This window comes from Paenibacillus antibioticophila (assembly GCF_000455265.1).
Classification (GTDB): Bacteria; Bacillota; Bacilli; order Paenibacillales; family Paenibacillaceae; genus Fontibacillus; species Fontibacillus antibioticophila.
Genome location: NZ_HG005139.1, coordinates 143,200 through 166,319, shown reverse-complemented (window position 1 = coordinate 166,319; position 23,120 = coordinate 143,200). Strand labels below are relative to the sequence as shown.

The 23,120-nt window shown below is 44.8% G+C and carries 22 protein-coding genes; 8 read left to right on the top strand and 14 right to left on the bottom strand.

All coding sequences use genetic code 11. The features are described 5' to 3' along the window. Positions 1-127: 127 nt before the first annotated feature. The 3 genes from TX85_RS00755 to TX85_RS00745 form a co-directional block, all read right to left on the bottom strand. Positions 128-1,291, bottom strand: a complete 1,164-nt coding sequence (locus tag TX85_RS00755; protein ID WP_044477242.1) for a DUF4317 domain-containing protein — start codon at positions 1,289-1,291, stop codon at positions 128-130. Between the two features lie 128 nt (positions 1,292-1,419). Next, the gene (locus TX85_RS00750; RefSeq protein ID WP_081671605.1) at positions 1,420-2,760 is read right to left on the bottom strand and encodes a M56 family metallopeptidase; all 1,341 of its coding nucleotides are present in this window, start codon (positions 2,758-2,760) and stop codon (positions 1,420-1,422) included. Then, entirely contained in the window at positions 2,757-3,125 is a 369-nt protein-coding gene (locus TX85_RS00745) for a BlaI/MecI/CopY family transcriptional regulator (RefSeq protein WP_044477241.1), read from the bottom strand. Before TX85_RS00745 ends, TX85_RS00750 begins: the two co-directional genes overlap by 4 nt. Before the next feature lie 247 nt (positions 3,126-3,372). On the opposite strand from TX85_RS00745, the gene TX85_RS00740 reads away from it, so the two are divergent. Next, the gene (locus tag TX85_RS00740) at positions 3,373-3,645 is read left to right on the top strand and encodes a hypothetical protein (RefSeq protein WP_044477240.1); all 273 of its coding nucleotides are present in this window, start codon (positions 3,373-3,375) and stop codon (positions 3,643-3,645) included. A 120-nt stretch (positions 3,646-3,765) separates the two neighbouring features. Here the strand turns inward: TX85_RS00740 and TX85_RS00735 are convergent, their stop codons facing one another. After that, positions 3,766-4,008: a helix-turn-helix domain-containing protein gene (locus TX85_RS00735; RefSeq protein ID WP_044477239.1), complete on the bottom strand. Its 243-nt coding sequence runs from the start codon at positions 4,006-4,008 to the stop codon at positions 3,766-3,768. A gap of 215 nt (positions 4,009-4,223) precedes the next feature. Between TX85_RS00735 and TX85_RS00730 the strand changes: the two genes are divergently transcribed. After that, complete coding sequence (locus tag TX85_RS00730) at positions 4,224-6,089, top strand: DUF342 domain-containing protein (RefSeq protein ID WP_044477238.1); 1,866 nt, start codon at positions 4,224-4,226, stop codon at positions 6,087-6,089. 47 nt (positions 6,090-6,136) lie between these two features. Next, positions 6,137-7,108, top strand: a complete 972-nt coding sequence (locus TX85_RS00725; RefSeq protein WP_233500572.1) for an HD-GYP domain-containing protein — start codon at positions 6,137-6,139, stop codon at positions 7,106-7,108. Between the two features lie 83 nt (positions 7,109-7,191). Here the strand turns inward: TX85_RS00725 and TX85_RS00720 are convergent, their stop codons facing one another. Next, positions 7,192-8,202: a carbohydrate-binding protein gene (locus tag TX85_RS00720; protein ID WP_044477236.1), complete on the bottom strand. Its 1,011-nt coding sequence runs from the start codon at positions 8,200-8,202 to the stop codon at positions 7,192-7,194. Positions 8,203-8,752: 550 nt separating this feature from the next. Here TX85_RS00720 and TX85_RS00715 point away from each other — a divergent pair. The 5 genes from TX85_RS00715 to TX85_RS00695 all read left to right on the top strand — a co-directional run bounded on the left by TX85_RS00715 (position 8,753) and on the right by TX85_RS00695 (position 15,199). Then, complete coding sequence (locus TX85_RS00715) at positions 8,753-10,078, top strand: ABC transporter substrate-binding protein (RefSeq protein WP_044477235.1); 1,326 nt, start codon at positions 8,753-8,755, stop codon at positions 10,076-10,078. A gap of 102 nt (positions 10,079-10,180) precedes the next feature. Then, a complete protein-coding gene (locus TX85_RS00710) occupies positions 10,181-11,077 on the top strand; it encodes a carbohydrate ABC transporter permease (RefSeq protein WP_044479701.1) in 897 nt (298 codons plus the stop codon). Next, the gene (locus TX85_RS00705) at positions 11,074-11,904 is read left to right on the top strand and encodes a carbohydrate ABC transporter permease (protein ID WP_044477234.1); all 831 of its coding nucleotides are present in this window, start codon (positions 11,074-11,076) and stop codon (positions 11,902-11,904) included. The genes TX85_RS00710 and TX85_RS00705 overlap by 4 nt, the downstream gene beginning before the upstream one ends. A 71-nt stretch (positions 11,905-11,975) precedes the next feature. Next, positions 11,976-13,688: a cache domain-containing sensor histidine kinase gene (locus tag TX85_RS00700; RefSeq protein ID WP_044479700.1), complete on the top strand. Its 1,713-nt coding sequence runs from the start codon at positions 11,976-11,978 to the stop codon at positions 13,686-13,688. Between the two features lie 14 nt (positions 13,689-13,702). After that, complete coding sequence (locus TX85_RS00695; protein ID WP_044477233.1) at positions 13,703-15,199, top strand: response regulator; 1,497 nt, start codon at positions 13,703-13,705, stop codon at positions 15,197-15,199. Between the two features lie 18 nt (positions 15,200-15,217). On the opposite strand, the gene TX85_RS00690 is transcribed toward TX85_RS00695, so the two are convergent. The 9 genes from TX85_RS00690 to TX85_RS00650 all read right to left on the bottom strand — a co-directional run bounded on the left by TX85_RS00690 (position 15,218) and on the right by TX85_RS00650 (position 22,960). Beyond that, complete coding sequence (locus TX85_RS00690; RefSeq protein WP_044477232.1) at positions 15,218-15,970, bottom strand: iron ABC transporter ATP-binding protein; 753 nt, start codon at positions 15,968-15,970, stop codon at positions 15,218-15,220. Further along, positions 15,967-17,031, bottom strand: a complete 1,065-nt coding sequence (locus TX85_RS00685; protein ID WP_044477231.1) for an iron chelate uptake ABC transporter family permease subunit — start codon at positions 17,029-17,031, stop codon at positions 15,967-15,969. Before TX85_RS00685 ends, TX85_RS00690 begins: the two co-directional genes overlap by 4 nt. Further along, positions 17,028-18,047, bottom strand: coding sequence for an ABC transporter permease (locus tag TX85_RS00680; RefSeq protein WP_044477230.1), 1,020 nt, complete (start codon positions 18,045-18,047; stop codon positions 17,028-17,030). The genes TX85_RS00685 and TX85_RS00680 overlap by 4 nt, the downstream gene beginning before the upstream one ends. A gap of 19 nt (positions 18,048-18,066) precedes the next feature. Further along, positions 18,067-19,077: a siderophore ABC transporter substrate-binding protein gene (locus TX85_RS00675; RefSeq protein ID WP_044479699.1), complete on the bottom strand. Its 1,011-nt coding sequence runs from the start codon at positions 19,075-19,077 to the stop codon at positions 18,067-18,069. A gap of 407 nt (positions 19,078-19,484) precedes the next feature. Beyond that, a complete protein-coding gene (locus TX85_RS00670) occupies positions 19,485-20,576 on the bottom strand; it encodes a nucleotidyltransferase domain-containing protein (RefSeq protein ID WP_044477229.1) in 1,092 nt (363 codons plus the stop codon). A 227-nt stretch (positions 20,577-20,803) separates the two neighbouring features. After that, on the bottom strand, positions 20,804-21,064 hold the full coding sequence (locus TX85_RS00665) for a type II toxin-antitoxin system RelE family toxin (protein ID WP_044477228.1): 261 nt from the start codon (positions 21,062-21,064) through the stop codon (positions 20,804-20,806). Beyond that, positions 21,030-21,284, bottom strand: a complete 255-nt coding sequence (locus tag TX85_RS00660) for a bacterioferritin-associated ferredoxin (protein WP_044477227.1) — start codon at positions 21,282-21,284, stop codon at positions 21,030-21,032. The genes TX85_RS00665 and TX85_RS00660 overlap by 35 nt, the downstream gene beginning before the upstream one ends. A 116-nt stretch (positions 21,285-21,400) precedes the next feature. After that, on the bottom strand, positions 21,401-21,970 hold the full coding sequence (locus tag TX85_RS00655) for an SF0329 family protein (protein ID WP_044477226.1): 570 nt from the start codon (positions 21,968-21,970) through the stop codon (positions 21,401-21,403). Positions 21,971-21,979: 9 nt separating this feature from the next. Continuing rightward, positions 21,980-22,960: a tRNA dihydrouridine synthase gene (locus tag TX85_RS00650; protein WP_044477225.1), complete on the bottom strand. Its 981-nt coding sequence runs from the start codon at positions 22,958-22,960 to the stop codon at positions 21,980-21,982. Between the last annotated feature and the right edge of the window lie 160 nt (positions 22,961-23,120).

Here is a 23,120-nt window from a genome sequence, read left to right as displayed (position 1 = left end):
GTAAATATATGATATTCATGATGGAGAGTTCGGGGGCATGGAGTTTAGTATGTATAAAAAAACCGCAACAACATCGCTGCATTCGCAGCATGTTGTTACGGCCGAACAGACAACCTCATAGGACTCCCTACAATGTTTCGGTATTCAGGGTAAAGCCTTCGATCACCGCATCTTCGTCTACCTCAATCAGGATGCATCGTCTCCCTTGGTAATTAACCTGTCTCACATACTTTAAATCTTGTGGGCTTACGGAAATGGTCGCTACCTTCGTATCGATCTTGATGGATTTGGAAGTGAACTTCGGGACAACACTGCTCGCCTTAATCTCATAGTTCTTGTTATCGACAATCGTCTCAAAGGCGCGCTCCACCTTCTCAACTGTCACGTTATCTACTCCGCTTGAAGTCAACACGCGCTCCACATCTCTGTAGTCCAACCTTGCAGGTTCATCCTCCTCCTGGGTCTCAACCACCTGATGAATCTCCTCGTATACTTGGGCAATGACGGCTGCGTCCAGCTGCTCCCCTGCCACTTCCTTCACGATCTCCTCGAAAATAGCCCGTTCCTCCAAAGCCGTCACCGTCTTCTCCGCGTTCAACACTTCCTCAATGAAGTGCTGGTCCGGGAAATGGACTTTGCCTGAACAGTACAGAATCCGATTCACGTCAGAGTACCCTTCCGTCACGCTAGGATAGAAGAAGCCCTGCTGCGGAGCACTGAGCTTAATAATCGGATCGACGATCACATTATACTTGTATTCCCGTTCAACGTAATCGAACATCAGTGTCTTCTTCTGCTGCTCCGTGGAATTGATGCTGCACAGAATGAAGGGATTGGCGAACATCTCATCGCTTTCACTCACTTCCGATTCTTCGCTTCTGGCCTTTGTCGGCTGATAATATTGCCCACGAATAAATGTCACCACGGTATCCCGCTCAAACTTGGTGTCCGCCATCATTTTGTCCACGAGACCCAGCATCAGCTCAGTCCATTCGTCCGCATCCCCAGTCACCAGACCTTGGTGAAGCATCGTTTTCGTCGGCATCTCCGCTTCCTCATAGAGCTTCAGCTCGAACAGCTTCTGATCGATCTCCCCGGATAACAGCTTCTTGAAATTGCTCATATAAAGCTCCTGCTTCTCCCGGTCCAGCAGCTCGAAGGGATGCCGTTCAAAATGATAGATTTCATTGGTTTCTTTCATAATATAGGCATTCAGAATGTCGTAAATATGAAGTCTCTCGTGATCCAGCTTAAACTGCTTGCGTATATACGCGATTTCTTTTTTCTGCATAACCCAGTTCAACAACTCCCCAGTAGTAATAAAATTCATTTTACATCATTTTCGATATAAAAAAACGAAGAAAAATCAGGCGTGTATGCCTGATTTTCGCTCGTCCTCTATTAAATCTTACAATCCCGCTACATCGTAAATTCGAATTTTTCTGTAATGCTGATTACCTTGCCACCCTTGACTTCCACAAAAAAGGGCACCCGTTGAGCCGGCGGCGAGTCAGAGTAGGCATCGCTTAAATGCCGAATGAACTCTTCTTTATTTGACGTAGTGTATAATCTGTCACCGTCTTCATCTGTAACGAACTGAAGATTAAAGTCGACAAAAGTGTAGGCTGTATGATTAGTGAGTTCAAAGGTTCGTTTCTCTGTGCCTGCATTATAAACATAGTATCCGCTCGGCAGATCGGCGTTTGGATCCAATCCAAGCGCTTCGATTCGCGCTGCATCTTCCGTTGTAATGATTTCAACCTCATCAAGATGGACAAGGTTATCTTCGATGACCATATAGCCTGTTATTAATTTTGGCACAGAGCTATCAGGGTTTGCCAACAGTCCGATGCCGACGGCTGCTGCAAGAATGGCGGAGACTGCAATCACCCATAATCGCGGCTTTTTATAGTTCAGTACGTTTTTTATTCTCCCTTTAACATTCCCCTCACCAAAAGCAATCGGACTTCCATTCAGGATATGCCGGCCGGCTGCAAGCGATAGTAACGAGTTTGCATAAGGTTTTTTTACATCTTTGCCCATTTCCTTGAGCACTCTTTCGTCACAAGACAGCTCCATGTCCGTACTCATCAGCATAAACGCAATCCACACCAGCGGATTGAACCAATGGATGGTCATTATTAAAAAGGCTGCTAGCTTAATGATCGGATCTTTTCGACGAATATGGGTCTGTTCGTGCAGCAAAATATAGGCTCTGTCCTCATCGTTTAGGCCTGTCGGCAAGTAGATCCGCGGACGAATCAAGCCTAATACAAAGGGTGTTTTCAAATTCCTGGACTTATAGATATTCCGCTCCATGAGCTGGGCGTCTTTAAGCTGTCTTTTTAAGCTTAGAATAGATAGAAAGCTATATCCAAGCCATGCAATAACACCAGCAATCCAGATGTAAGCACCTATATCCAGATATAGCTGCCATGGATTCACACTTGCCCCCGAGGCCGGTGCGGAAAGGGAGCTGCGAACAAAGGCATCCACCGCTTCGATTCCATTTTGGAGCTGAGGACTTTGCTGACCGGCGATATCAACTGGGATCGGTACATTGCTCGTACTCCATGGCAAGAAGCTAAACACACTCTCAAAGGAGAAGGGCAGCACAAGACGAATAGCGGCCACGCTCCATAAGGCATAGGAGATGACTTTCGGAGCCCTTTTGAGCAATAGCCTGACGAGTATCACAAAAAGGATAACATAGCTTGCCGTAAAGCTCATGTTCAGCACGGAAAGGAACAATCCGCTCATGACTCTCCCTCCTCGTGCTCATCGATCAACTTTTTCAGTTCTTCAGCCTGGCGTTTGCTTAATCTCTTATTACCAATAAAAGCAGTTAGAAATTTAGGCAAGGAGCCTCCAAACGTATCCTCAACGAAACGTACACTTTGCTTGGCGTAATACTCATCCTTTGTCATTCGAGAGGAAACTACCGCATCTTCATTTTGAAAAATGCCCTTCTCACACAATTTTTTTAGCACCGTATATGTTGTGGACTTCTTCCATGCCATCTTTTTTTCACAGAGCTTGACGAGTTCACCGGAGCCGATCGGCTCGTTCTGCCAAATAATCTCGGCAAACTGTTCCTCGCTTTCCGTGAGTCTGGACTCATTCATAATAATCCTCCCTGGTCTATAAGTTATCGACCTCATATTATAGGTCTACACCTTATAGACCAAAATGTCAATATCTAGCACGGAATAGTCACTTGGGTATACATAAAAGCCGCCTTTCAAAAAGTGAAGGCGGCTTAACTACTTAATGTCTTGACACTAGAGAATCCTTAGATGGAGCCTTGTCAACCTCCCCAACCAGATGTACTATCTAACATCTACTAAATATTTCTATGGAGGAGACGTATTCATGCAAAAATTCGGACCAGAATGGTTGAAGCCAGCTTTTAATCAAAGGTTTAATGACTTAGCAAAACAAGCAGGGATGCAGCCAGAGATTGATCAATTGCAAAGCAGACATCGGGAACTTGAGAATTTGCTAAAAAGCGAGTTATCGCAAGCCCAGTATGAACTATATCTTGAGTTGGAAGAGATCGTTAACTATCGAAGTACGCTCATTAAGCAACGGTTATACTCCGCTGGAGTAAAGGATGGGGTTCAGTTGTTGAGAGAATTATTATAATCCGTCAATAGGCAATTTGAATAAAGATCGTTTTGATATTGGATATTTCTTATCAATGCGATCTTTATCTCGTAGTGAGTTTCATTAAGGGCGGACTACCCAATTCTCCTCTGTGGATTGTTATTCTTTATCATGAACTTCATCATATTCATTCTCAACAAGTTTGATCAGCTCTGAAGGCGTAATGTCAAGAGACTTCGACAAAGCAAATATCGTCGTCAGCGTCGGTTGATAAATACCCCTTTCCAGCATTGAAATGTATGTCCGGTCAAGGTCACTCCTAAAGGAAAGTTCCTCTTGGGACATCCTTTTGGCACTCCTTAAGGACTTAAGAACTTTGGAGAATGAGAATTCTAAAGTCATAAATACGCCTCCTCAAAAGAAATATCATGACTTAGTATGATGAATAATTCCACGTAGTATACTCTACAAAAAAGGTTTATTTTCGGAATAATTTATAGTAGTATTGAACTACAAATAGTTCTAACGACACATTCCGACACCAATGGACAGTATATTTTCGCACAAGACTATGAAATGGATATCTGAAAATTTGGGTTAGAAGTGAGGTGTTTCCAATGCCAGATCATACCAGTGAGCAAGATATTATTAATATATTGAAGATGCTTGACGAATCTCCTAGTTCTCGGATACGTGAAGGAACTGAGTCATTTTCATTTCCTACTCAAAGGGCAGGTGCAAATGTTGGGGCTGCTGATGGGTTTATTAAGGTTGAACAAGGCAAGATATCAGTTGGAAATCCTAGCGATGGGGGGAGATTTCCAACCATTCAAGCCATTCATCCGATCAAGCTGTTTGTAAACAGTAAACAGATCGATAAAGTGACGAAGGTTACTTCTGAAAGCGAAATTAGCTGGGAGATTGATGAAGAGCCTTTATTCGAGATAACGATATCGGATGACAAAGTAGAAGCATATTTAACGATTAACCGGACAAAAAGACATGCTTGGATGTTAACAGACAAGTCTCCTTCCTTGAATGTGATGTTGACCGCTAAGGAAGATTTAACGTTTGTCTTGGAAACGTTGAGTTTACAGGATATTATTACGGCTGTTGAAAATATGAAGATCAAAATGAATGTTGATGTTGTGGCGATTCACACCGAAATTCACAGACCTTCTTTTCGTTCTGTAACTATTGCAAGAGGCCAATCGCCTGTTCCAGGTCAAGATGCGCAGCTTGATCTATTTTTCTCAGAAAATATTGAGAACTTCTTTACTGAGGTAAAGGGCTCTATCGACTTCAAAAATCATATGAACATTCCTTCCGTCAAGAAAGGCGATGTTATAGCCAAGAAGGTATCGCCTGTTCAAGGGCAAGCGGGGTATGACGTATTCGGAAACGTATTGTTACCTGAACCCGTCCAGGACATTCATATTTTAGGGAAGGATACTGTTGAGATAACACCTGATTCCAAAGTCATTGCACTTAAAGAAGGACGACCTAGAGTTACAGGAAATAAGGTCAAGTACTTTGATATCAACACAGCATATATCGTACCTGGAAATGTAAATTTGGAGACAGGAAATATCGTGTTTTCCGGGGATGTTATCGTGTATGGCGATGTCATGGACAACATGATCATTGAGTCTCTTGGAAACATCTATGTGTCTGGCAGTGTTTTTAATTCAACATTAACAGCAACCGGGAGTATAGCAGTCAAGGGAAACGTGATCGGAAGCCGTCTATATTCGGGATATTTCGGAATGTTATACAACCGACTCTATAACAGTTCTAAACAATTGATTGAATTACTTGAAAAAATGATAGAAAGTGCGCAGTTATTGCTACATGAGTTGGCCAAGAAAAACATACAAGTAAGATATGGACAAGTCTTAGTCTTGATTACGGAAAATAAATACCAGCAAGTTATGGATGTTGTGAAGGAATTACTCGGCGTCATAACTAGTATTCAATCTTATAATAAAAATGATTTAGATCAATTGAAAAATGATCTGGAGTTATTTTTGCAACCAGCAAAAATGATTGAGGTCATGACTGCGCCGAGGATGGAAGATTTCTTGCGTATTCTGAAAGAAGCTTATATGAGGGTTGCATTAAGCCAGGAAACAAGCGTACAAATTGCCATCGATCAGGGACAAACATCCATTCTTAAATCGAACGGAGATATTCTTATTCGTAAAGAAGGGTTAATCCAGTGTGATCTCTACTCAGCCGGGAACATCATCTTCTTCTCGGAGGACTCCGTATGTCGTGGTTCCAAACTTGAGGCGGGAGATACCATCTCAGCAATGTATGTTGGCGGGACATCTGGAGTAGGGACAAGTCTTAAAGCCGCAAAGAAAGTCATTGTGAAGAAAATGTTCGAAGGAAAGGTCATTGTGGATCGGTATAGTGTGGATATCTTTGAACCAGTTGAAGAAAAGACATTTGATCGCAATAACATCAGACAAATGTCATAAGAAAGCGGGTGTTTCCTATCGATAACATATGGTTTATTGGCAGAAGATTGAACACCAACATCTATTCAGTACAAGGCAATTGTCTTCTACCAAAAAACAGTATTTTAAACACTCGCCATCTTGATATTCTACGTCGACACGGCATTGAGCTTTGGGCAGAAGATACCGAGTTGGTCACCGAAGTCATCGTTGATGAAGCGATATCAGAAGCTCAGTCGATTTATGAAAAGATACACAATAATTCCACCAAACTTTCAAATCAGATTATCCATCATATCGTAATACCGAAAATTCAAGAATTATGTTTCAACAACAACAATCTTTCGAATGTAATCATAGAATTAAGCAAGAAGGATCATTATACCTTTCGACATTGTATCGGTGTTGCAGTCATTTCCTTCTTAATAGGTAAATGGCTGGGACTGAATGAAGAGGAACTGAATGATCTCTCCATTGCGGGTTTACTTCATGACCTTGGAAAGACAAGGATCCCTGATTCGATCTTGAAAAAAGCAGGCAAGCTTAGTGCGGAAGAATTCGCTGAAATGAAACGTCATACTCAATGGGGATATGAAATGGTTAAAAATCTCCCCGGTTTAACGGAACAACAAGCTTTGGTCGCACTTCAGCATCATGAACGGGAAGATGGCAGCGGCTATCCTTTCGGTATCTACGGTGATAAGATCACGTATTTTAGCAAAATCGTAGCGGTTGCCGATGTGTTTCATACGATGATTTCGGAACGGGTGTATAAGAAGCCCGTTTCCTTATACCAAGTGTTTCAAGAAATTTATCAACGCGCTTTCGGATTATTTGACCCGTTAATTGTTCAATGCTTTATTACCAACATCATGACCAGAATGATTGGTGGCTCGGTTCTCCTGTCAGATGGTCGCGTAGCTCGCATCATTAAGCTCCATCCAGATGACTTGATTAATCCACTGGTCGAGTACCAAGGTCAATATTATGATCTTCGGCAGTCTAAAAATAAAATCCTGGGCTTTGCCAGTAAACACTAGCTTAATTAACAATCAAAGAGCTCACGCTTTCTCAGCGTGAGCTCTTTCGAATTCGATAAATAGTTCTTTTAATTCATTCTATTTCAATTCTTACCGCCATAGCCCTTATAAGTAGCGTAGACCTGATTCGCATATTGATCTGCCAGAATAGGACGGCCATAAGAATCTGTAGCTCCCGGATACCAGTTGTCTCCGCCGTTATAGCGCAGTAAGCCGTTATATATGCCGCCGAATCTATTAATCTTCTCCTCCAGGATCAATGCCCCCATGCATACCTGGTCTTGTTCACTGCTATGATTATAGGCACGGCCGAATCTTGAGCTAAATTGAGATAAGTAAGCATTACGGGTGTTTGGCTCTACCTGCATTAACCCGTCCCCGGCAGATGGACTGCCTGGCAAGCCTGCTCCAAAGCTACTTTCCTTTTTGATCACAGCACTTAGCAATAGAGCAAAATCTCCGCCCTTACCAAACTTTTTGTCCACATTCATGGCATAGTTCCAGATATGACTAGGAACCTCGGCAGGCTTCGTTACTGTAGAAGACGAACCCGTATAAATCTTGACCGATGACATTTTGTCATTGATTGTATTGCCGACCCATGAAGAACTTGAAGTGAAGGTCCACTTGGTGCCTCCAAAATTATCATGCTGATAAACTTCTACCGTCCAGCCGCTAGGAACCTTCAGCGAGGACATCCAGTCATTCGGAATTCCTTTTGCATTCAACTGAGACAGTGTATAGTTTCCTACTCCAAGTGTTACTGCTTTACCGCCATAATTTATATCTGCATAAAAGGTTACTCCGTTTGTTGCCGGGGGTGTGGTGGGTGGTGTAGTACCGCCGCTTCCCTTCTGCCATAAGGCAGGGGCATTGGACGGCTCCCAACCTACAAGAGAGGTATGTGCCTGAAGACAGGTATACGTGCTTCCACTATAAGTTACGGTGTCATTCACTGCATAAGCAGTATTCGGAGCCCACGCTCCTCTAGCAGCTGCGCTTGCTGACGGTAATGCTGTGAAATAAGCGGATAGAAATACGGCCAAAACTACCAAAAGTGATAAAGCTCTAGAAGGAAAGTTTTTACTCGACATGTTCTCAAACCTCCTTATTTTTGTTTATCTGCGGCTCATCTATAAGACAAACCACAGGTAAAACCGTACTAGAGTTAATTCCACAATTGACGTTTTCTATAAAAATATTACAATTCAAATAATACATTGATATACAAAAAATTCCAATAGGTCACAGGACCTATATAAGTTGAACTATTGAAATTTACGTTTTGAGGACAACGTGTGAAGTGTGCTTATGATCGCTGTTGTTCGCGGATTTCTCTGATTGAACTAAGATATTATAAGGTAGACATCCACTCACAACTTATATAGTTTTTTTGATTAAATACCATTAGCTACAGCCTACCCTGGTCAGCAAAGCTTCTGAATCGCATACTTTGTTAGTTGTTTGTTAGCTGAATGGTAGAATAAATGATCTATTTCCCGACCTTTAAATGTAATAAACTATTCTGATACAACAACATAATTCAGGACAATAAATAATAACTGAATGCATTTATTTGTCCCTAACAATCAAGATACAATCTAACTGTAAGCGCTAACAAAAATGTTGAGGGGCGATGAAAGAATGAGGAAGAAAAGCATTCTGTTGGCATTCATGATGATCCTCGCAATATCCGCCGTATTGGCGGGTTGCGGCGGAAACAGCGGAAACGGAACAACCGCCGATACCGGGAACTCCGAAGGCACGAACACGGCGACCGCAAATTCCGGAAGCGAAGGATCCGGCGAGACAACGCTTAGCGGCAAGGTTACTTTCCTGACCAACCGCACGGACATGATCGGCAAGGAGTACGACGAGTATCTCAAACGGTTCAACGAGAAGTATCCTGACATCAAAATCGAATTCGAAGGCGGCCAGACCGATTACAACCAGCAATTAAAAGTCCGGATGGCGAGCGGGGAGCTTCCTGACCTGATGTTTGTTCCCGACATCCCGAACTCGGATTTGCCGAAATATTTTGCCGAGCTTGACGATATGCCGTTTAGCAGCGAGCTGACATTCAAGGACTTCAAGTCTTACGAGGGCAAGCTATACGGCATTACGACCGGGAACGCCAGCTCGGGGATCGTATATAACAAGCAGGCCTTCGCCGATGCCGGTATCACAGAGACCCCGAAAACCTGGGAAGAATTTCTGGCCGCTTGCGAAAAGCTGAAGCAAAACGGTGTCATTCCCCTGTCTTCCAACTTCAAGGACAAATGGCCGCTGGGCAGCTGGGCATATGATTTGCCGCGTCTGATCGAAAATAACCCTAACTTTCCCAATGAAAAGCTGAACACCGATACTCCATTCACCATGGACAACGGTTACGGCAAATCGTTTAGTCTGTTGAAAGAGCTTGCCGATAAAGGCTACCTGGAAAAAGACATCAATTCCACCAACTGGGAACAGTCGAAAAAGGATATCGCCAACGGCAAAATGGCGATGTACTACCTGGGCAATTGGGTGATCAATCAGGTCATCGGCGTCGGGGCCGAGGCCGACAATATCGGTTTCTTCCCGCTTCCTTATGACAATTCAGGTCAGACCAGAGCCGGCTTGAGCCCTGACTTCTTCTATGCCGTGAACAAGGACAGCAAGAACCTCGAGGCAACCAAGGCGTTCCTGGCCTGGCTGATCGAGGACTCCGGCTACGAGGACTTCGCAGGCTTTATGTCCCCGCTGGAGGGCCGCGAGTCCAAGCTTCCGCAGCTTGCCGAGTTCCAGGCGCTGGCCGTAGAGCTTCAGGAAGGTGTAGCGGATGATCCGGAGGTCATCCAAATTTCGAACAAGGCGCAAATCGATCTGCCGGCGATCGCACAGGAATTCGTGCTCGCCAAGGATCCGCAGACGGTGTTTGACAAGTGGAATAAGGCCTGGGCCAAAGCAAAGAAGGATCTCGGTTACTAATCCGCACCGGATGAAATGGATTATCGGCCTTCGATAATCCATTTTGCTTTCAACAGCAAGCAGAACCTCCACACATTACAGCGGAAAGAAGGGATTCTCGCCATGTTCGGATCCATGTCGTATTTGAAGCAAAAAAGGATCATCATTTTCACCTTCCTGCTCGTTCCGGTGACCTTGCTTTTATTGTTCACCTACTATCCTGCGTCCAAGCTCGTCTACTTCAGTTTTACTTCGTGGGATGGCTACAGCCCGGAGAAGCCCTGGGTCGGACTGGACAATTACCGGGAGGTATTTTCAAATCCTGATATTTTCGGGGTGTTTGCCCATAACTTTGCTTATTTTATCATGGGGCTTGTTCAGAACGTGATTGCTATTTACTTCGCCGTCATACTGAATACCCGGCTGCGCGGCAAAAACGTATTCCGGCTGCTTCTATTTCTCCCATACATCATGAACGGCGTAGCGGTGGCCTTTATGTTCGGCTATGTCTTCGATACGACACAAGGCTCGTTAAACCTGTTCCTGAATAGTATCGGATTGACCCAACTTAGTGAAACCAGCTGGCTCGGCACGAAGGGACTCGTCAACTACGCTCTGGCCTCCACCGGTCTATGGCGGTTCATGGGCTACAACATGGTGATCTACATCGCATCCCTGCAAGCGATCCCGTCGGATATTTACGAGGCCGCCAAAATCGACGGCGCCAACGCCTGGCAGACTTTCTGGCGCATTACTTTGCCGAATATGAAGCCGGTCATCCAATTGAACCTGTTCCTGACGGTCACCGGCGCGCTCGAAGTCTTCGACCTGCCGTTCGTCCTGACCAAGGGCGGTCCGGCCGGAGCGAGCCAGACCTACGTGCAGCGCGTCGTTGAAACCGCATTTGCCTACAACAACTACGGTCTCGCCTCCGCGATGAGCATCATTTTATTGTTCTTCGTCATCCTTGTCGTCGGAATGCAGCAGTTTGTGCTAAGCAGAGGGGGCAGCAGCAAATGATCCAAACCAAGACGATTGCCAATACATTGAAATACATTACACTGCTGGTCGGGGTTTTTGTTGTCCTGTTCCCGCCTTATGTCGTCATCGTCAACTCCTTCAAAGCGGATGAGGAATTCAATACAGGCAGCACGATGGCTTTACCGGAGAGCTTTTTCAATTTCGACAACTTTAAGGCTGTTTTTGAGCGCGGCGGACTGATAAACGGCTTTGCCAATACGCTGATCATCATTTGCGTCACCCTGGTCTTCAATATCCTGTTCGGCACCATGGTCGCCTATGTGCTGGGCCGATTTGATTTTCGGATGAAAAAAGCGGTGTTCGCCCTCTACCTTTTCGCTACTGTTATTCCGGGGATCACCACCCAGGTCGCCACGTTCGGAATTATCAAATCGCTGGGCCTGTACAATACGATGGGGGCGCCTATCGTTTTATACATCGGTGCGGATGTAATACAAATCATTCTGTATTTACAATTTATTCGCAACATTCCGGTTGATCTCGATGAGAACGCCATGGTCGAGGGGGCCTCCCTGCTTCGAATTTACCGGTCGATCATTTTTCCACTGCTCACGCCGGCGACATCGACCTTGATTATTTTGAAGTCGATCAGCATTTATAACGACATGTATACCCCCTACCTGTATATGCCGAAGCAGGCCCTTGGCGTCGTTACTACGGTGCTCATGCGGTTCCAGAGCCTGAATCTGGCCAACTGGAATCTGATCAGCGCGGCGATCCTGCTCATTTTACTGCCAACCCTCATCCTGTACTTTTTCCTGCAAAAATATATCTTTGAAGGCGTGGCAAGCGGTGCTGTAAAATAGGAGGAAGTTGATTTGAGAGAGTCAGGGGATTTACTTTGAAAAGGCTTTGGACATTTTTCGCCAATTTTTCGATGCAAAAAAAGCTGGTCGTCGTCTTCGTGTTTCTGATCACGCTGCCGATCATCTATGTCAGCTATTCGTCCTACCGGACCAACTCGAATGCGAAGCTGGCGAGCACGACCGAATCAGCCGGCCAGCTGGCGGACAACGCTATGGATAAAGTGGACCGTTACATCGCAGACCTCAAGCGGTATACGATTTTGCCATTATACAACAAGGATGTGCAAAGACTTCTCGATCAGGAAGGAACCGACTGGGACAAAAATTCCACGGTCACGATGTTCCTTTCGTACTTGACGCACATGAAGGAAGAAATCGCTGCAGTATATATGGTTGACAGGTATGGAATGATTTTTTACAACCATAAGTCGGGCTTAAATGAACCCTATCCTTATGAGCGGCTGGCCGACTGGAAGGAGCAGACCGCCGAGGCCGGGGTCGCCCCGGTTCTGGTCGGCACGCATCCGATTCGGGTCAACGGCTCCGACGAGCTGCAGGTGTTCAGCATCATGCGCTCCATCCAGTCCATCAGTACGCTGGAGTACATCGGGATGATCGTCATCGACGTCGATGCCCGATTATTCGAGGGAATCGTTCAGCCCTTGAACCATGTGACCCACGGCAATGCCGTCATCGTTGACGAGACCGGCAGGATCGTCTACGACAGCGATCCTGCCCGGCTTGGTCAGGACTTAACCGGAAGCGCCCTGCTGGCCGGAGCGACCGGTTCCAGCGGCAGCTTCCGCCTGAAAATCGGCGGGGAATCCTATATTGCCGTTTATTCCGTGTCCTCGCAGACGGGCTGGAAGACAATGGTGACGATTCCGCTGAAGGAATTGCTCGCCCCCATCAAGCAAAGCCGCAATTCCATGTTGGTGATGACCTTGTCCATCCTCGGCGTTGCCCTGGCGGCAGCCATGTTGATCTCCTATGCGCTGACGAAACCGTTGAAACAGACGGTGCAGCTGATGAAGCAGGTGCAACGCGGAAAGCTGGACGTCTGGGTCCATGTCAAATATAACGACGAAATCGGTATGCTGGGCAGCCACTTCAACCGGATGGTTTCCCGCGTCAGGGAGCTGCTCGATGAGGTGGCCGAGACGGAAAAAAGCAAGCAGAAAGCGGATTTGCTGGCGCTGCAAAATCAGATCAACCCGCATTTTATATACAATACGCTGGAATCCATCCGCATGCTGGCCGAGCTGAACGATGACGATCGTGTTGCCGAACTGACCTACCTGCTCGGGATGCTGCTTCGTTACAGCATTACCCGCAGTGATGAAATCGTAACGGTTCAACAGGAGCTGATGCATGTCGAGAATTATTTGCAGCTGCTGCAAATCCGGTTTCCGGGCAAAATCAGCTGCCTGATTCTTGTACCGGAAAGCTTCTACTCCCTGCCGATCATCAAGCTCGTATTTCAACCCATTGTAGAGAACGCCGTCTTTCATGGGCTGGAGAAGCAGGCGGGACCCGGGATGATTACCATTTCGGCCTGGCGCGAACAGGACGAGATCATCTTTTCCATTCAGGACGACGGTGTCGGAATGAGCGAAGAGCGGCTGGCCGATTTGATTCTTAGTCTGACGGACGGGAAAACGGATAAATTCGGCATCGGGCTTCGTAACGTGAACGAACGTTTGCGGCTTCATTACGGCGACAATTCCAGACTTTCCGTGTACAGCAAACTGGGGGAAGGAACGACGATCATCCTGCGAATTTGAAGGGGGGAAACGCAATGCTTCGGATCATAATCGTGGACGATGAAGCTTCGATACGCGAAGGACTGGCAAAAATGATCGGCAAGGAGAGCAGCCGCTTCTTGATTGCGGGCTCCTTCTCCAACGGCCAAGAGGCTCTCGGCTTCATCTCGGCAGAAGAGATTGATCTAGTGATTACCGACATCCGCATGCCGCTGGTCGACGGACTGGAACTGATCAAAGAAGTAAAAATGATCCGCCCTGAGACCAATTGCATTATTATGAGCGGGTTCACTGATTTTGAGTATGCCAGACAGGCCCTCCTTTATGCCGCCGTGGACTATATGCTCAAGCCGATCAACAAAAAACAGTTATTCGAACGGCTCTATGCGCTGGATGAGGAGAAAACCGCCAGCCTGAAAAAGGAACAGCAGTACCGTTCCGGGCTGCTCCTCCCTTACCTAAAGACGACTCTCTCTCATTGTTCCCGGCTTCCGGAGCTCGTTCTTCCGCAGCCGTATTTTTCCGTTCTTGCCTTGAAAGCAAACGATATGGATACGCTTCGCTCCGGTGTCCGAAGGTTGCAGCGGCAGGAGCAATGTTGCTTCGACCCGGTCGACGCGGACGATCAAATGTTGGCCATGGTCTGCTACTACTCCCATGAACCCGGACCCGAGGATATCGTACAGTTTGCAGAGCGGCTGCGTCAGTTCCCCCACTCCGGCGGAATCGTCAATATCGGAGCCAGCCCGGGATACGATAACCCTGTCCTGCTTGGCAAGGCCTTTTCGGAAGCGAAAAGAGCCTGCGATCACGGGATATACTGTCACTCATGCTGGAACCTCATTCATTTCAGCGAAGCTGCCGATCCTTATCAGGACGCCGCTCTATTGTTTGCGGGTTGCCGGGAAACGCTTGTGCAGGACTTGCAGCTAATAAATATCCCCCAAATCGTCCATGGTCTGGAGGCGCTGTTCGAACAATTGCGTGAGAGAAAGGCGGATATGGCGTCCATACTCCACCTATGCAGGCTGATTGATGAGACGGCTTTCGTAGAGCTGCAGGAATGGGGAGAATTATATAGCGAAGGCGCCGCCAAGGCGCTGGAGGAGCAGCTTCTGGCTTGCATGTCCTTCGATGAAATGAAGCGGCTGTTCGTCGGAGAGTTCACCAGGACCCTGGAACACATCCGGTCCGTACGCATGGCGCAGGCGGGGAAGTCCGTCGAGACCGTAAAGCGCTGGATCAAAGCGCATTACGATCAGCCGGCAGAGCTTGGAAGCCTTGCCCGTATGGTCTATCTGACACCCAGCTATCTCAGCAAGCTGTTCAAGCATGAAACCGGCATGACGATTACCGACTATCTAATCGAGGTTCGGATCAAGAAGGCCAAGCTGCTGCTGAAGCACTCTTCCGATATGAAAATTCATGAGATCGGCAGCGAGGTCGGATATCCCGATCCGGCTTATTTCAACAAATTGTTCAAACGGATGGTCGGGATCACTCCCAATGAATACAGACGGAGGGTTCATTAGAGACAGGCTTCCGCCAGACTAATAAATCGCTATCGGCCCATAAGGGCCGTTAATAATTTCTATTTTCGTCTCAAAAATATCTGTCAATATCTCGGGCTTCATAATCTCTTCTACCGTTCCATAAGCGGCTATTCGACCATCCTTCATAGCACAGATTCGATCGGAATATTTGGCTGCAAAATTTATATCATGCAAAACGGTCAGAATTGTCCTTCCAAATTTATTAGCAGCAAGCCTCAAATGCTCCATCATTTGAACAGAACGCGCAACATCGAGATTGTTCAGAGGCTCGTCCAAGAGCACATATTCCGTTTCTTGGCACAACACCATTGCTACATAGGCCCTTTGTCTTTGACCGCCTGAAAGCTCATCTAAATATCGATTCTCTAGATCAGTCAAGTCTAAAAAATCAATATATTTAGAAATAATAGCCTCATCCTCTTTCGTTAACCTTCCGTTTGAATAAGGAAACCGTCCAAAGCCAGCTAATTGTCTAACCGTAAGTCTCGTTACAAAATGATTTTCCTGCCTCAAAATCGTGATGATTTTAGCCAAGTCCTTTGATTTAGTTGTAGAAACATCCATATTGGCTACCCTGATTTGGCCTTCATCCAAATTCAGAAGTCTTCCAATCATTAGAAGTGTCGTAGACTTTCCAGCACCATTTGGCCCAATTAAAGAAGTAAAACCAGCCTTTGGTATTTCGATATTCAACGGTCCGATGTTTACTTCGTCATTATATAACTTTCTGGCATTCTCAATCTTTATCATAGCGCCCTCTTCCTTAAAATGACAATTAGGAATATTATTCCGCCAAACAACTCAATAATAACTGAAACCACACCTTGAGCATTGAATATATGATTCATAAAAAAGTAGGCACTCGTGATTATCAAAAAACCTATAGCAAGAGCCATCGGAAAAATATATCTGTGATCATAGGTGGGCGCCGCTTGATAACTCAAAGTTGCAACTAAAAACCCATAGAAAGTAAGCGGTCCAATCAACGCCGTTGAAATTGACATCAGAATAGACACTAATACAAGCGTATAGATGACGCTAGCTTGGTGATTAACCCCAAAAGACGTAGAGACATCCTTGCCGAGTGATACCACATTTAATTTCCTTGAATTAGCAAGAAGCAATAAGGCGACAATGATGACCATTGGAATTACAATAGGGAAATAATCAGGATCCGAATGATTGACAGAACCAAACAACCTTGCCTGTAAAATATCAAACTCAGACGGCGCAAGAAGTCTTCTCATAAAAGTAGACACCGAATTCAGCCCGGCTCCAATAATAATTCCAATCAAGAGCATAAGCTGCAGATTGCCATACTTGCCGGAAAGCAACCATCCATACAGGATCAAGCTCATCAACACCATAACAGCAACTTGAAATAAAAAAGGTCCCGTACCCGTAAAATTTATCAATGCACCCGCACCAAAGAAAAATATGGTACTCGTATGAATTACCGAGTAAAGAGATTCAAAGCCTAAAAGCGAAGGGGTTATAATCCGATTATTCGTAATCGATTGAAAGGTAACGGTCGATAGACTCTGACATAATGCAGCAATAATCATAGCAACAATAGCTACCATTCTTCTTCTAACCACGGGGATAAAAGAAGGAGAATCAATTGGGACGGGATTGTTATACACTAAAAGTCCATAAGCAGAAAGAACACCCAAAGCGATAAATGTGATCAACAGAATCCAATACCGCCGTTCTTCTTTCTTAGAGCGAAACGCACCAGCTGATCTATTTTTACTAGGGAGACTGGAATCGATGCCGACATTTTCTTTATTTCTATATTCCAATGCGTTCATCTTAGCCTCCTCGGCTTTCTTTGTCTCAATAAAAGAACAATAAATACGGCCGCCCCCACGGTTCCCAGGATTAAAGAGACAGGAACTTCAAAAGGCATTATAATTGTTCGGGAAATAATGTCGCAGACCATTATCGTGCCCATTCCTAATACACATACCCAAGGCAGATTGCTTCTAAGATCATCTCCCCTGATCATGGAGACAATATTAGGAACGATTAATCCCAAAAAGGGTAAATTTCCAATAACAGCTGCAACAATTCCAACGGCAACAGAAATAAGACCCGTACCAATAAGAACGATCCTGTTATAATTTACTCCAAGACTTGTTGCCACATCTTCCCCTAGTCCGGCCAAAGTCAATCTGTTGGCATAAATAAAGATAAGAACGGTAATCAGGATAATTATCCACAAATATTCATATCTTCCAACTTGAATCGGCGCAAAGGAGCCTACGAACCAGGTTTCAATATTTTGTGTCATTTGAAATAGGAGTCCAATAAAAGTAGAAACGGCTGAAATGACCGCACCAAGCATCAACCCAATAATAGGAACAATTAAAGACGAACGAAGTTTAACTCTCCTTAAAAACAAAAAGAAAATCATAGTCCCTATAAACGAAAAAATGATTGCTCCCGTCATTCTCAGAACTAACGTTGGTGCAGGAAATAATAAATAAACCGCAAGAAGTCCCAGGCCGGCCCACTCAATAGTTCCTGTTGTGGTAGGTTCAACTAGACGATTCTGTGTAATCAGTTGCATTACGAGTCCTGCCATGGACATGGCAGCTCCGGTAAGCATTAGGGCCGCTGTTCGTGGAACGCGAGTGATGAAAAACATTTGTATCCCATCCTCTTGTCCGCGCAGATCATATACTCCGGTAAACAGCGATATAATGCTCAACACAGCAACAGCTACAATCGCCACTATAAAAGGTTTAGTCCATATCTTATTGTGATTATAAAGCCGGGGTTGAGAATCTTTATTCTCAACCCCGGAAATGACATTCTTCGTCACTATGTTATACTCCTTCACACTACTTGGCTAAAGTATTTGCAAGGCTTCCGAATAACTCGATATAGGTTTGGATGGATTCATTTGTATATGTGTCATTTGGTGCATAAACAATCTGTTCTTTAGTAACGGCAGTGACATTTTGAAGAGCCGGTGAATTATTAATTACGTCCTGAGCAGGAACGGCATCCGTTGTTGAAGAGATGGAAGCATCGCGATCCAGTACAAAAATCCAATCCGGATTACTTTGCGCAATAGCTTCAACCGAAACCTCATCCCCTTGATGATCTGAAGAAGAATTGTTAACTTCTAATGCGGATGCCCATCCGAAAATATCATACATAGGTCCCCAGACACGTCCGGAATGAGGCGCTGAAAAACCAATATTCCCGCCAGAAACGATAACACTCATAACCGTATCTGTGCCGTTATATACAGATTTAGCATCCTCAATCGCTTTTTCAAAATCAGCTATTAATTGTTCAGCCTCTTGATTTTTGTCAAAGATTTTTCCTAAAGTACTTGTCGTATCCTTAAATCCATTTACAAAGTTTTCTCCCGGTGCAGCGGCTTCCTCGGAAACATCGAAGTTAAGATCGATTACGGCTGCATTAGGCACTAATTTTTTGATCTCATCGTAAAAGCCGCCAAATCTTTGACCGACGATTACAAGTTCAGGGTCTGCCGCGGCTATAATTTCAAGATTCGGCTCACGGTGATTTCCAATATTCTGAACGGAATCATCACTTACATAGGGTGAATCCGCAGGCATAACATCCTTGGGAGCAGCCACTAATTTAATATCCCAATCAGACAAGGTTTCAAATGTTCTGCTATCCAAAGCAACAACATTTTTAGGATTTACAGGCACAGTAACAGTTCCATGAGTATCCGTAATTTCAACCGTTGTTGGAGCTTCATTCGCAGCATTGGCCTGCCCATTATTTTCAGTCTGGTTAGCTCCGTTACCATTACTTGAAGCCGAATTACTAGAAGTTGAATTATTAGAAGCTGAGCAAGCTACCAATGCCATAGCAAAAATCGCTATAATAACAGTTAATTTCAAATTCTTCAATTTCCATCTCTCCCCTTTTATAAGCTTCGTTGATCATCAGATTATTGAATTGATAAATCAATATCGATATAAAGTTGAATGAATGAAGTTATGTAGAAAAGGAATAAGTTCGGGATATACTTCCGAGCATACTCCATGCGTTATCTAAGCACGTGTAATCATTAATTCACCTTGTACATTTCGCCGTACATTTTGTTGATAATGATTATCATTTTCAATAACTCTATACAAGTATATCAATTTTAAAGAAAGTGTCAACCATTTGGGAGGACGTCCTACACAAGGGTGCTTTAGGAATTGAAACAGGCACAAAAACCCGCCGATTGGGCGGGTTTTTGTATTTGGTACAAAGTATCAACTTAAAATCAAACATTCTGAATTTTCATATATTCGTCATAGAGCTGCTCAAATGAATCGTATCGTTCCACTTTTCTACCGACCTTGTTGTATTCATCCAAGTATTCATCCATCGCCTGCAGAAATTTGTCCTTAAACAAATAAAGATGATCGGCGTCAAAATACGGCATAAGCTCAAACCTTCTTGTTCCAATCGCTTTTGTCATTTCATCAAGGAAATTTTGTGCCCCTATTGCTGCATGAAATGCATAGGATTTATCATTTAATTCAGCACTTTCGATCATTTTGTTGCGGCAATTGCACCATAATTCTTCATATGTTCCGCGAAGATTATCATATGTCGGGATGGGCTGCACGCTAAACTCCTTCTCCATTCTTTGATAGAGGTCAACCACACCTTTCAGCAATCGATAGGAAGCGCTTCTAATTTCATCCGCCGTCTTCGCATGAATCACGCCCATGTAATTACTTTCGTAGTTTTCAGGGAGATAGCGGTATTCCTTTGTTTCCTCCAGGTATCTCTTTATGCCGCGCTTCAAATAAGTATTGTTTAAGTGCGTTAGAGCGTTTATCAAGTTGTATAGAACTTCGCCGGAAGCATACCGGACCGTTCCTAGATCATCCGACAGTAAGGCGTTGGCATATTCCTGCTTCGCCAAGTCGATGTATTTTTTCGCCCTTCCGATACATTCACTTCCAATGGGTTTGGCCAAAGCATCAAGCGCTCTTTGCTTATAGGAATTGAATTTCTCCATGTATTCCGGCTTTGCGCAATATAAAATCTGCAGATCAACCAGATGCGCAACCATTGTATTCTCCAGATTAGCTTCGTCCTCTATCCTTGTCTCCCACGGGGTACAATATAAATCGTATCCGACATCGCCCAGAATAAAGCATCGCGACATCCCCCAACCGCGGTCCGTATTATTAATGATAATCAGATCAAGGTCACTTTTTTCATGAAAATCCCCTGTGCTGAACGACCCCGTCAACCCAATAATCGCAATGTCCTCCGGAAAGTCCCGCTTGGCGCGTTCAATCACCATACCAATTATATTCTCGTTTTTCTCGATCAGCATTTGCTTAGTAAGATCATCCATAACATTTCAACCCCCTCGACGGCCTGACCGTTTGCCTATAAACCCCAGTCAGATTCCATTATATAGGCGTACCGTATCAAGGAATATTCCCAGTTCCATTAAAGGAAAGAAATACCTCTAATTAGATAGCTCTCATTGCTAACTGTCACTTTCACGTATACAGGAAAAGGTGCAGCCTCCTCTTTTTCCAAAGAAGAAACTACACCTTTTGATAAAATCGATTTTTATTAATAAACGTCGCCGCGATTATCGATCGCCAAAATGTAAATAACTTGTTCTTTATGATTGATTTCAAACAATATCCGAAAATTTCCGACACGCAGTCGAAAACGCTTATCGTATCCTTTCAGTGGCCTAATGTCACCAAACGGTGGGCGAACGGTCAACCCCATCAATGATTTTCGAATGCGTTCTTGAACAGCCCTTTCTTGTTTGGCAATAAACTTTACAGCATCACGATTTAGTGTCAGTTGGTAAGTTAAGCTCATTCATCGCTTCCTCCCAAGACATAAATCCGCTCTCACTATTTAATTGACGCACTTCTTCTTCGCTTAATGGTTCTGTATCCGGCGCCAAATTCACAATATCATCCCAATCAAGCTGACTCTGCCTGACGGAAAGGTATTGTATATAATCAAATGCTGACTGTTGTGCCGATTCGGTCAATTGCTCAAATATTTGCAGTACTTTGTGTTTATCAACCGCCATATAAAGCACCTCCGAATATGGAGTATTTTTGGTTACCCCATTATAACACATTGCCAAAATTATTCTAAAACATGTTTGAGCCGTAACGAAGAGCTGCACCTTTTGATAAAATCACTTCACAATACACTACGCCGCAATTCATAAAAATACTGCACAATAGGATGCTTTAACCTGATCTTCTCGGACATGTTTACAATGCGTTTTTTACCGACTCTTTTGTCCACTAGGGCTAGAACATTCAATAGAATATCGTTGCTTTCCAGGCTTTCCTCTATTGGAGTTGTTAAAAACTTATTAGCCACCACAATAAAATTTGATTTACTTAACGTAGCCTGTGCGGACAAAAGCTCTTTTGCATGTTCGGTACTTTTTCTGCCTCTGGCGATTACTATTAAGCGGTCCTCCGGCACCGTCCCCGGGGTACCTTTTCTAACCGCTTCAATTTCGTCGCTGCTGACAGGAATCTGGATATCCGGATCATTCTTAATTTCCAGCTCGGTTTGATACCAACGGATCGGGTTCGTTTTATCACTCATATGGAGTATGTTCTTCTTATCCACCTGGATATAACAAATCCCTGATTTATCAGGCAGATAACGATACCCCGGCGCCCGGTATTCTACCCTTCCGTTTAATGCAGGGCTGAGAAAGACCTCCAGTTGCTGCTTCAATTTACTCCAGGACATGGTATCCCCTCATTCCTCCGTCCCATCCTGCTCCTTACTTCCAAACTCATGGAGCAGTGCGCGCACTTCATTTGTGGACTTTGCGTTCATTAAGCTATTTCTTAATTCACTTGCCCCGCGAAAACCGCGGACATATATTTTGAAGAACCGGGCAAGAGGCCGGAACGAACGCGGCTCCAGTCCTGAATATTGATCATAGAGATCCAGATGCAGCCGCAGCAGATCAAGCAGCTCCTCACTGCTGTGCTCCTTGGGCTCCTTCTCAAAAGCAAACGGATTATGAAAAATTCCGCGCCCGATCATAATCCCATCCACACCGTATTGCTCGGCGAGCCTGAGACCCGTCTGACGGTCAGGGATATCCCCGTTAATGGTCAGCAGGGTATCCGGCGCCACTTCATCACGAAGCTTCTTAATCTCCGGAATCAGCTCCCAGTGGGCATCCACTTTGCTCATTTCCTCTCTTGTGCGCAGATGAATGGACAGATTAACAATGTCTTGCTTCAAAATATGGGTTAACCAGCCGCGCCATTCATCTACGTCGCTGAAACCGAGCCTTGTTTTTACACTGACGGGCAGTCCCCCGGCTTTAGCAGCCTGTATGAGTTCCGCTGCGAGGTCAGGACGGCAGATCAGACCGCTCCCCTTCCCATGCTCTGCTACATTCGCCACAGGGCACCCCATATTAATATCAATGCCTTTGAAGCCTTCTTGCGCCATACCGATACTCATTTGACGGAAGTATTCCGGCTTGTCTCCCCAAATATGTGCTACAATCGGCTGTTCATCCTCTGTAAACGTCAGCCGCCCGCGCACACTCTGGTTCCCCTCCGGGTGGCAATAGCTCTCTGTATTTGCAAACTCCGTAAAAAACACATCCGGTCTCGCCGCCTCACTTACGACATGGCGAAAAACAACATCCGTCACATCTTCCATAGGCGCCAGTATAAAAAAAGGCCGCGGCAAATCACGCCAAAAATTATCTGTCATATCAATAACCTCTCTATAAATATCTGGATAGACATTAAAGAGTATATCATAACCCGGCGAAAGCATATTTAGCCAATATATTCACAAAGGATAATATGTAATGTAGGTTTTCCGTCTTATATACGTTGTAACCCTCGTAATAATAGCTAATAGTGACCCG

Excerpts from the sequence above, each read along its gene's own strand:
- TX85_RS00685 (WP_044477231.1), bottom strand. The coding sequence starts at position 17,031 with ATGAACGCATTGGAATATAGAAATAAAGAAAATGTCGGCATCGATTCC.
- TX85_RS00705 (WP_044477234.1), top strand. The coding sequence starts at position 11,074 with ATGATCCAAACCAAGACGATTGCCAATACATTGAAATACATTACACTG.
- TX85_RS00715 (WP_044477235.1), top strand. The coding sequence starts at position 8,753 with ATGAGGAAGAAAAGCATTCTGTTGGCATTCATGATGATCCTCGCAATA.
- TX85_RS00675 (WP_044479699.1), bottom strand. The coding sequence starts at position 19,077 with ATGGCATTGGTAGCTTGCTCAGCTTCTAATAATTCAACTTCTAGTAAT.
- TX85_RS00735 (WP_044477239.1), bottom strand. The coding sequence starts at position 4,008 with ATGACTTTAGAATTCTCATTCTCCAAAGTTCTTAAGTCCTTAAGGAGT.
- TX85_RS00665 (WP_044477228.1), bottom strand. The coding sequence starts at position 21,064 with ATGAGCTTAACTTACCAACTGACACTAAATCGTGATGCTGTAAAGTTT.
- TX85_RS00755 (WP_044477242.1), bottom strand. The coding sequence starts at position 1,291 with ATGCAGAAAAAAGAAATCGCGTATATACGCAAGCAGTTTAAGCTGGAT.
- TX85_RS00690 (WP_044477232.1), bottom strand. The coding sequence starts at position 15,970 with ATGATAAAGATTGAGAATGCCAGAAAGTTATATAATGACGAAGTAAAC.
- TX85_RS00720 (WP_044477236.1), bottom strand. The coding sequence starts at position 8,202 with ATGTCGAGTAAAAACTTTCCTTCTAGAGCTTTATCACTTTTGGTAGTT.
- TX85_RS00655 (WP_044477226.1), bottom strand. The coding sequence starts at position 21,970 with ATGTCCTGGAGTAAATTGAAGCAGCAACTGGAGGTCTTTCTCAGCCCT.
- TX85_RS00670 (WP_044477229.1), bottom strand. The coding sequence starts at position 20,576 with ATGGATGATCTTACTAAGCAAATGCTGATCGAGAAAAACGAGAATATA.
- TX85_RS00730 (WP_044477238.1), top strand. The coding sequence starts at position 4,224 with ATGCCAGATCATACCAGTGAGCAAGATATTATTAATATATTGAAGATG.
- TX85_RS00695 (WP_044477233.1), top strand. The coding sequence starts at position 13,703 with ATGCTTCGGATCATAATCGTGGACGATGAAGCTTCGATACGCGAAGGA.
- TX85_RS00710 (WP_044479701.1), top strand. The coding sequence starts at position 10,181 with ATGTTCGGATCCATGTCGTATTTGAAGCAAAAAAGGATCATCATTTTC.
- TX85_RS00650 (WP_044477225.1), bottom strand. The coding sequence starts at position 22,960 with ATGACAGATAATTTTTGGCGTGATTTGCCGCGGCCTTTTTTTATACTG.
- TX85_RS00660 (WP_044477227.1), bottom strand. The coding sequence starts at position 21,284 with ATGGCGGTTGATAAACACAAAGTACTGCAAATATTTGAGCAATTGACC.
- TX85_RS00745 (WP_044477241.1), bottom strand. The coding sequence starts at position 3,125 with ATGAATGAGTCCAGACTCACGGAAAGCGAGGAACAGTTTGCCGAGATT.
- TX85_RS00750 (WP_081671605.1), bottom strand. The coding sequence starts at position 2,760 with ATGAGCGGATTGTTCCTTTCCGTGCTGAACATGAGCTTTACGGCAAGC.
- TX85_RS00740 (WP_044477240.1), top strand. The coding sequence starts at position 3,373 with ATGCAAAAATTCGGACCAGAATGGTTGAAGCCAGCTTTTAATCAAAGG.
- TX85_RS00700 (WP_044479700.1), top strand. The coding sequence starts at position 11,976 with ATGCAAAAAAAGCTGGTCGTCGTCTTCGTGTTTCTGATCACGCTGCCG.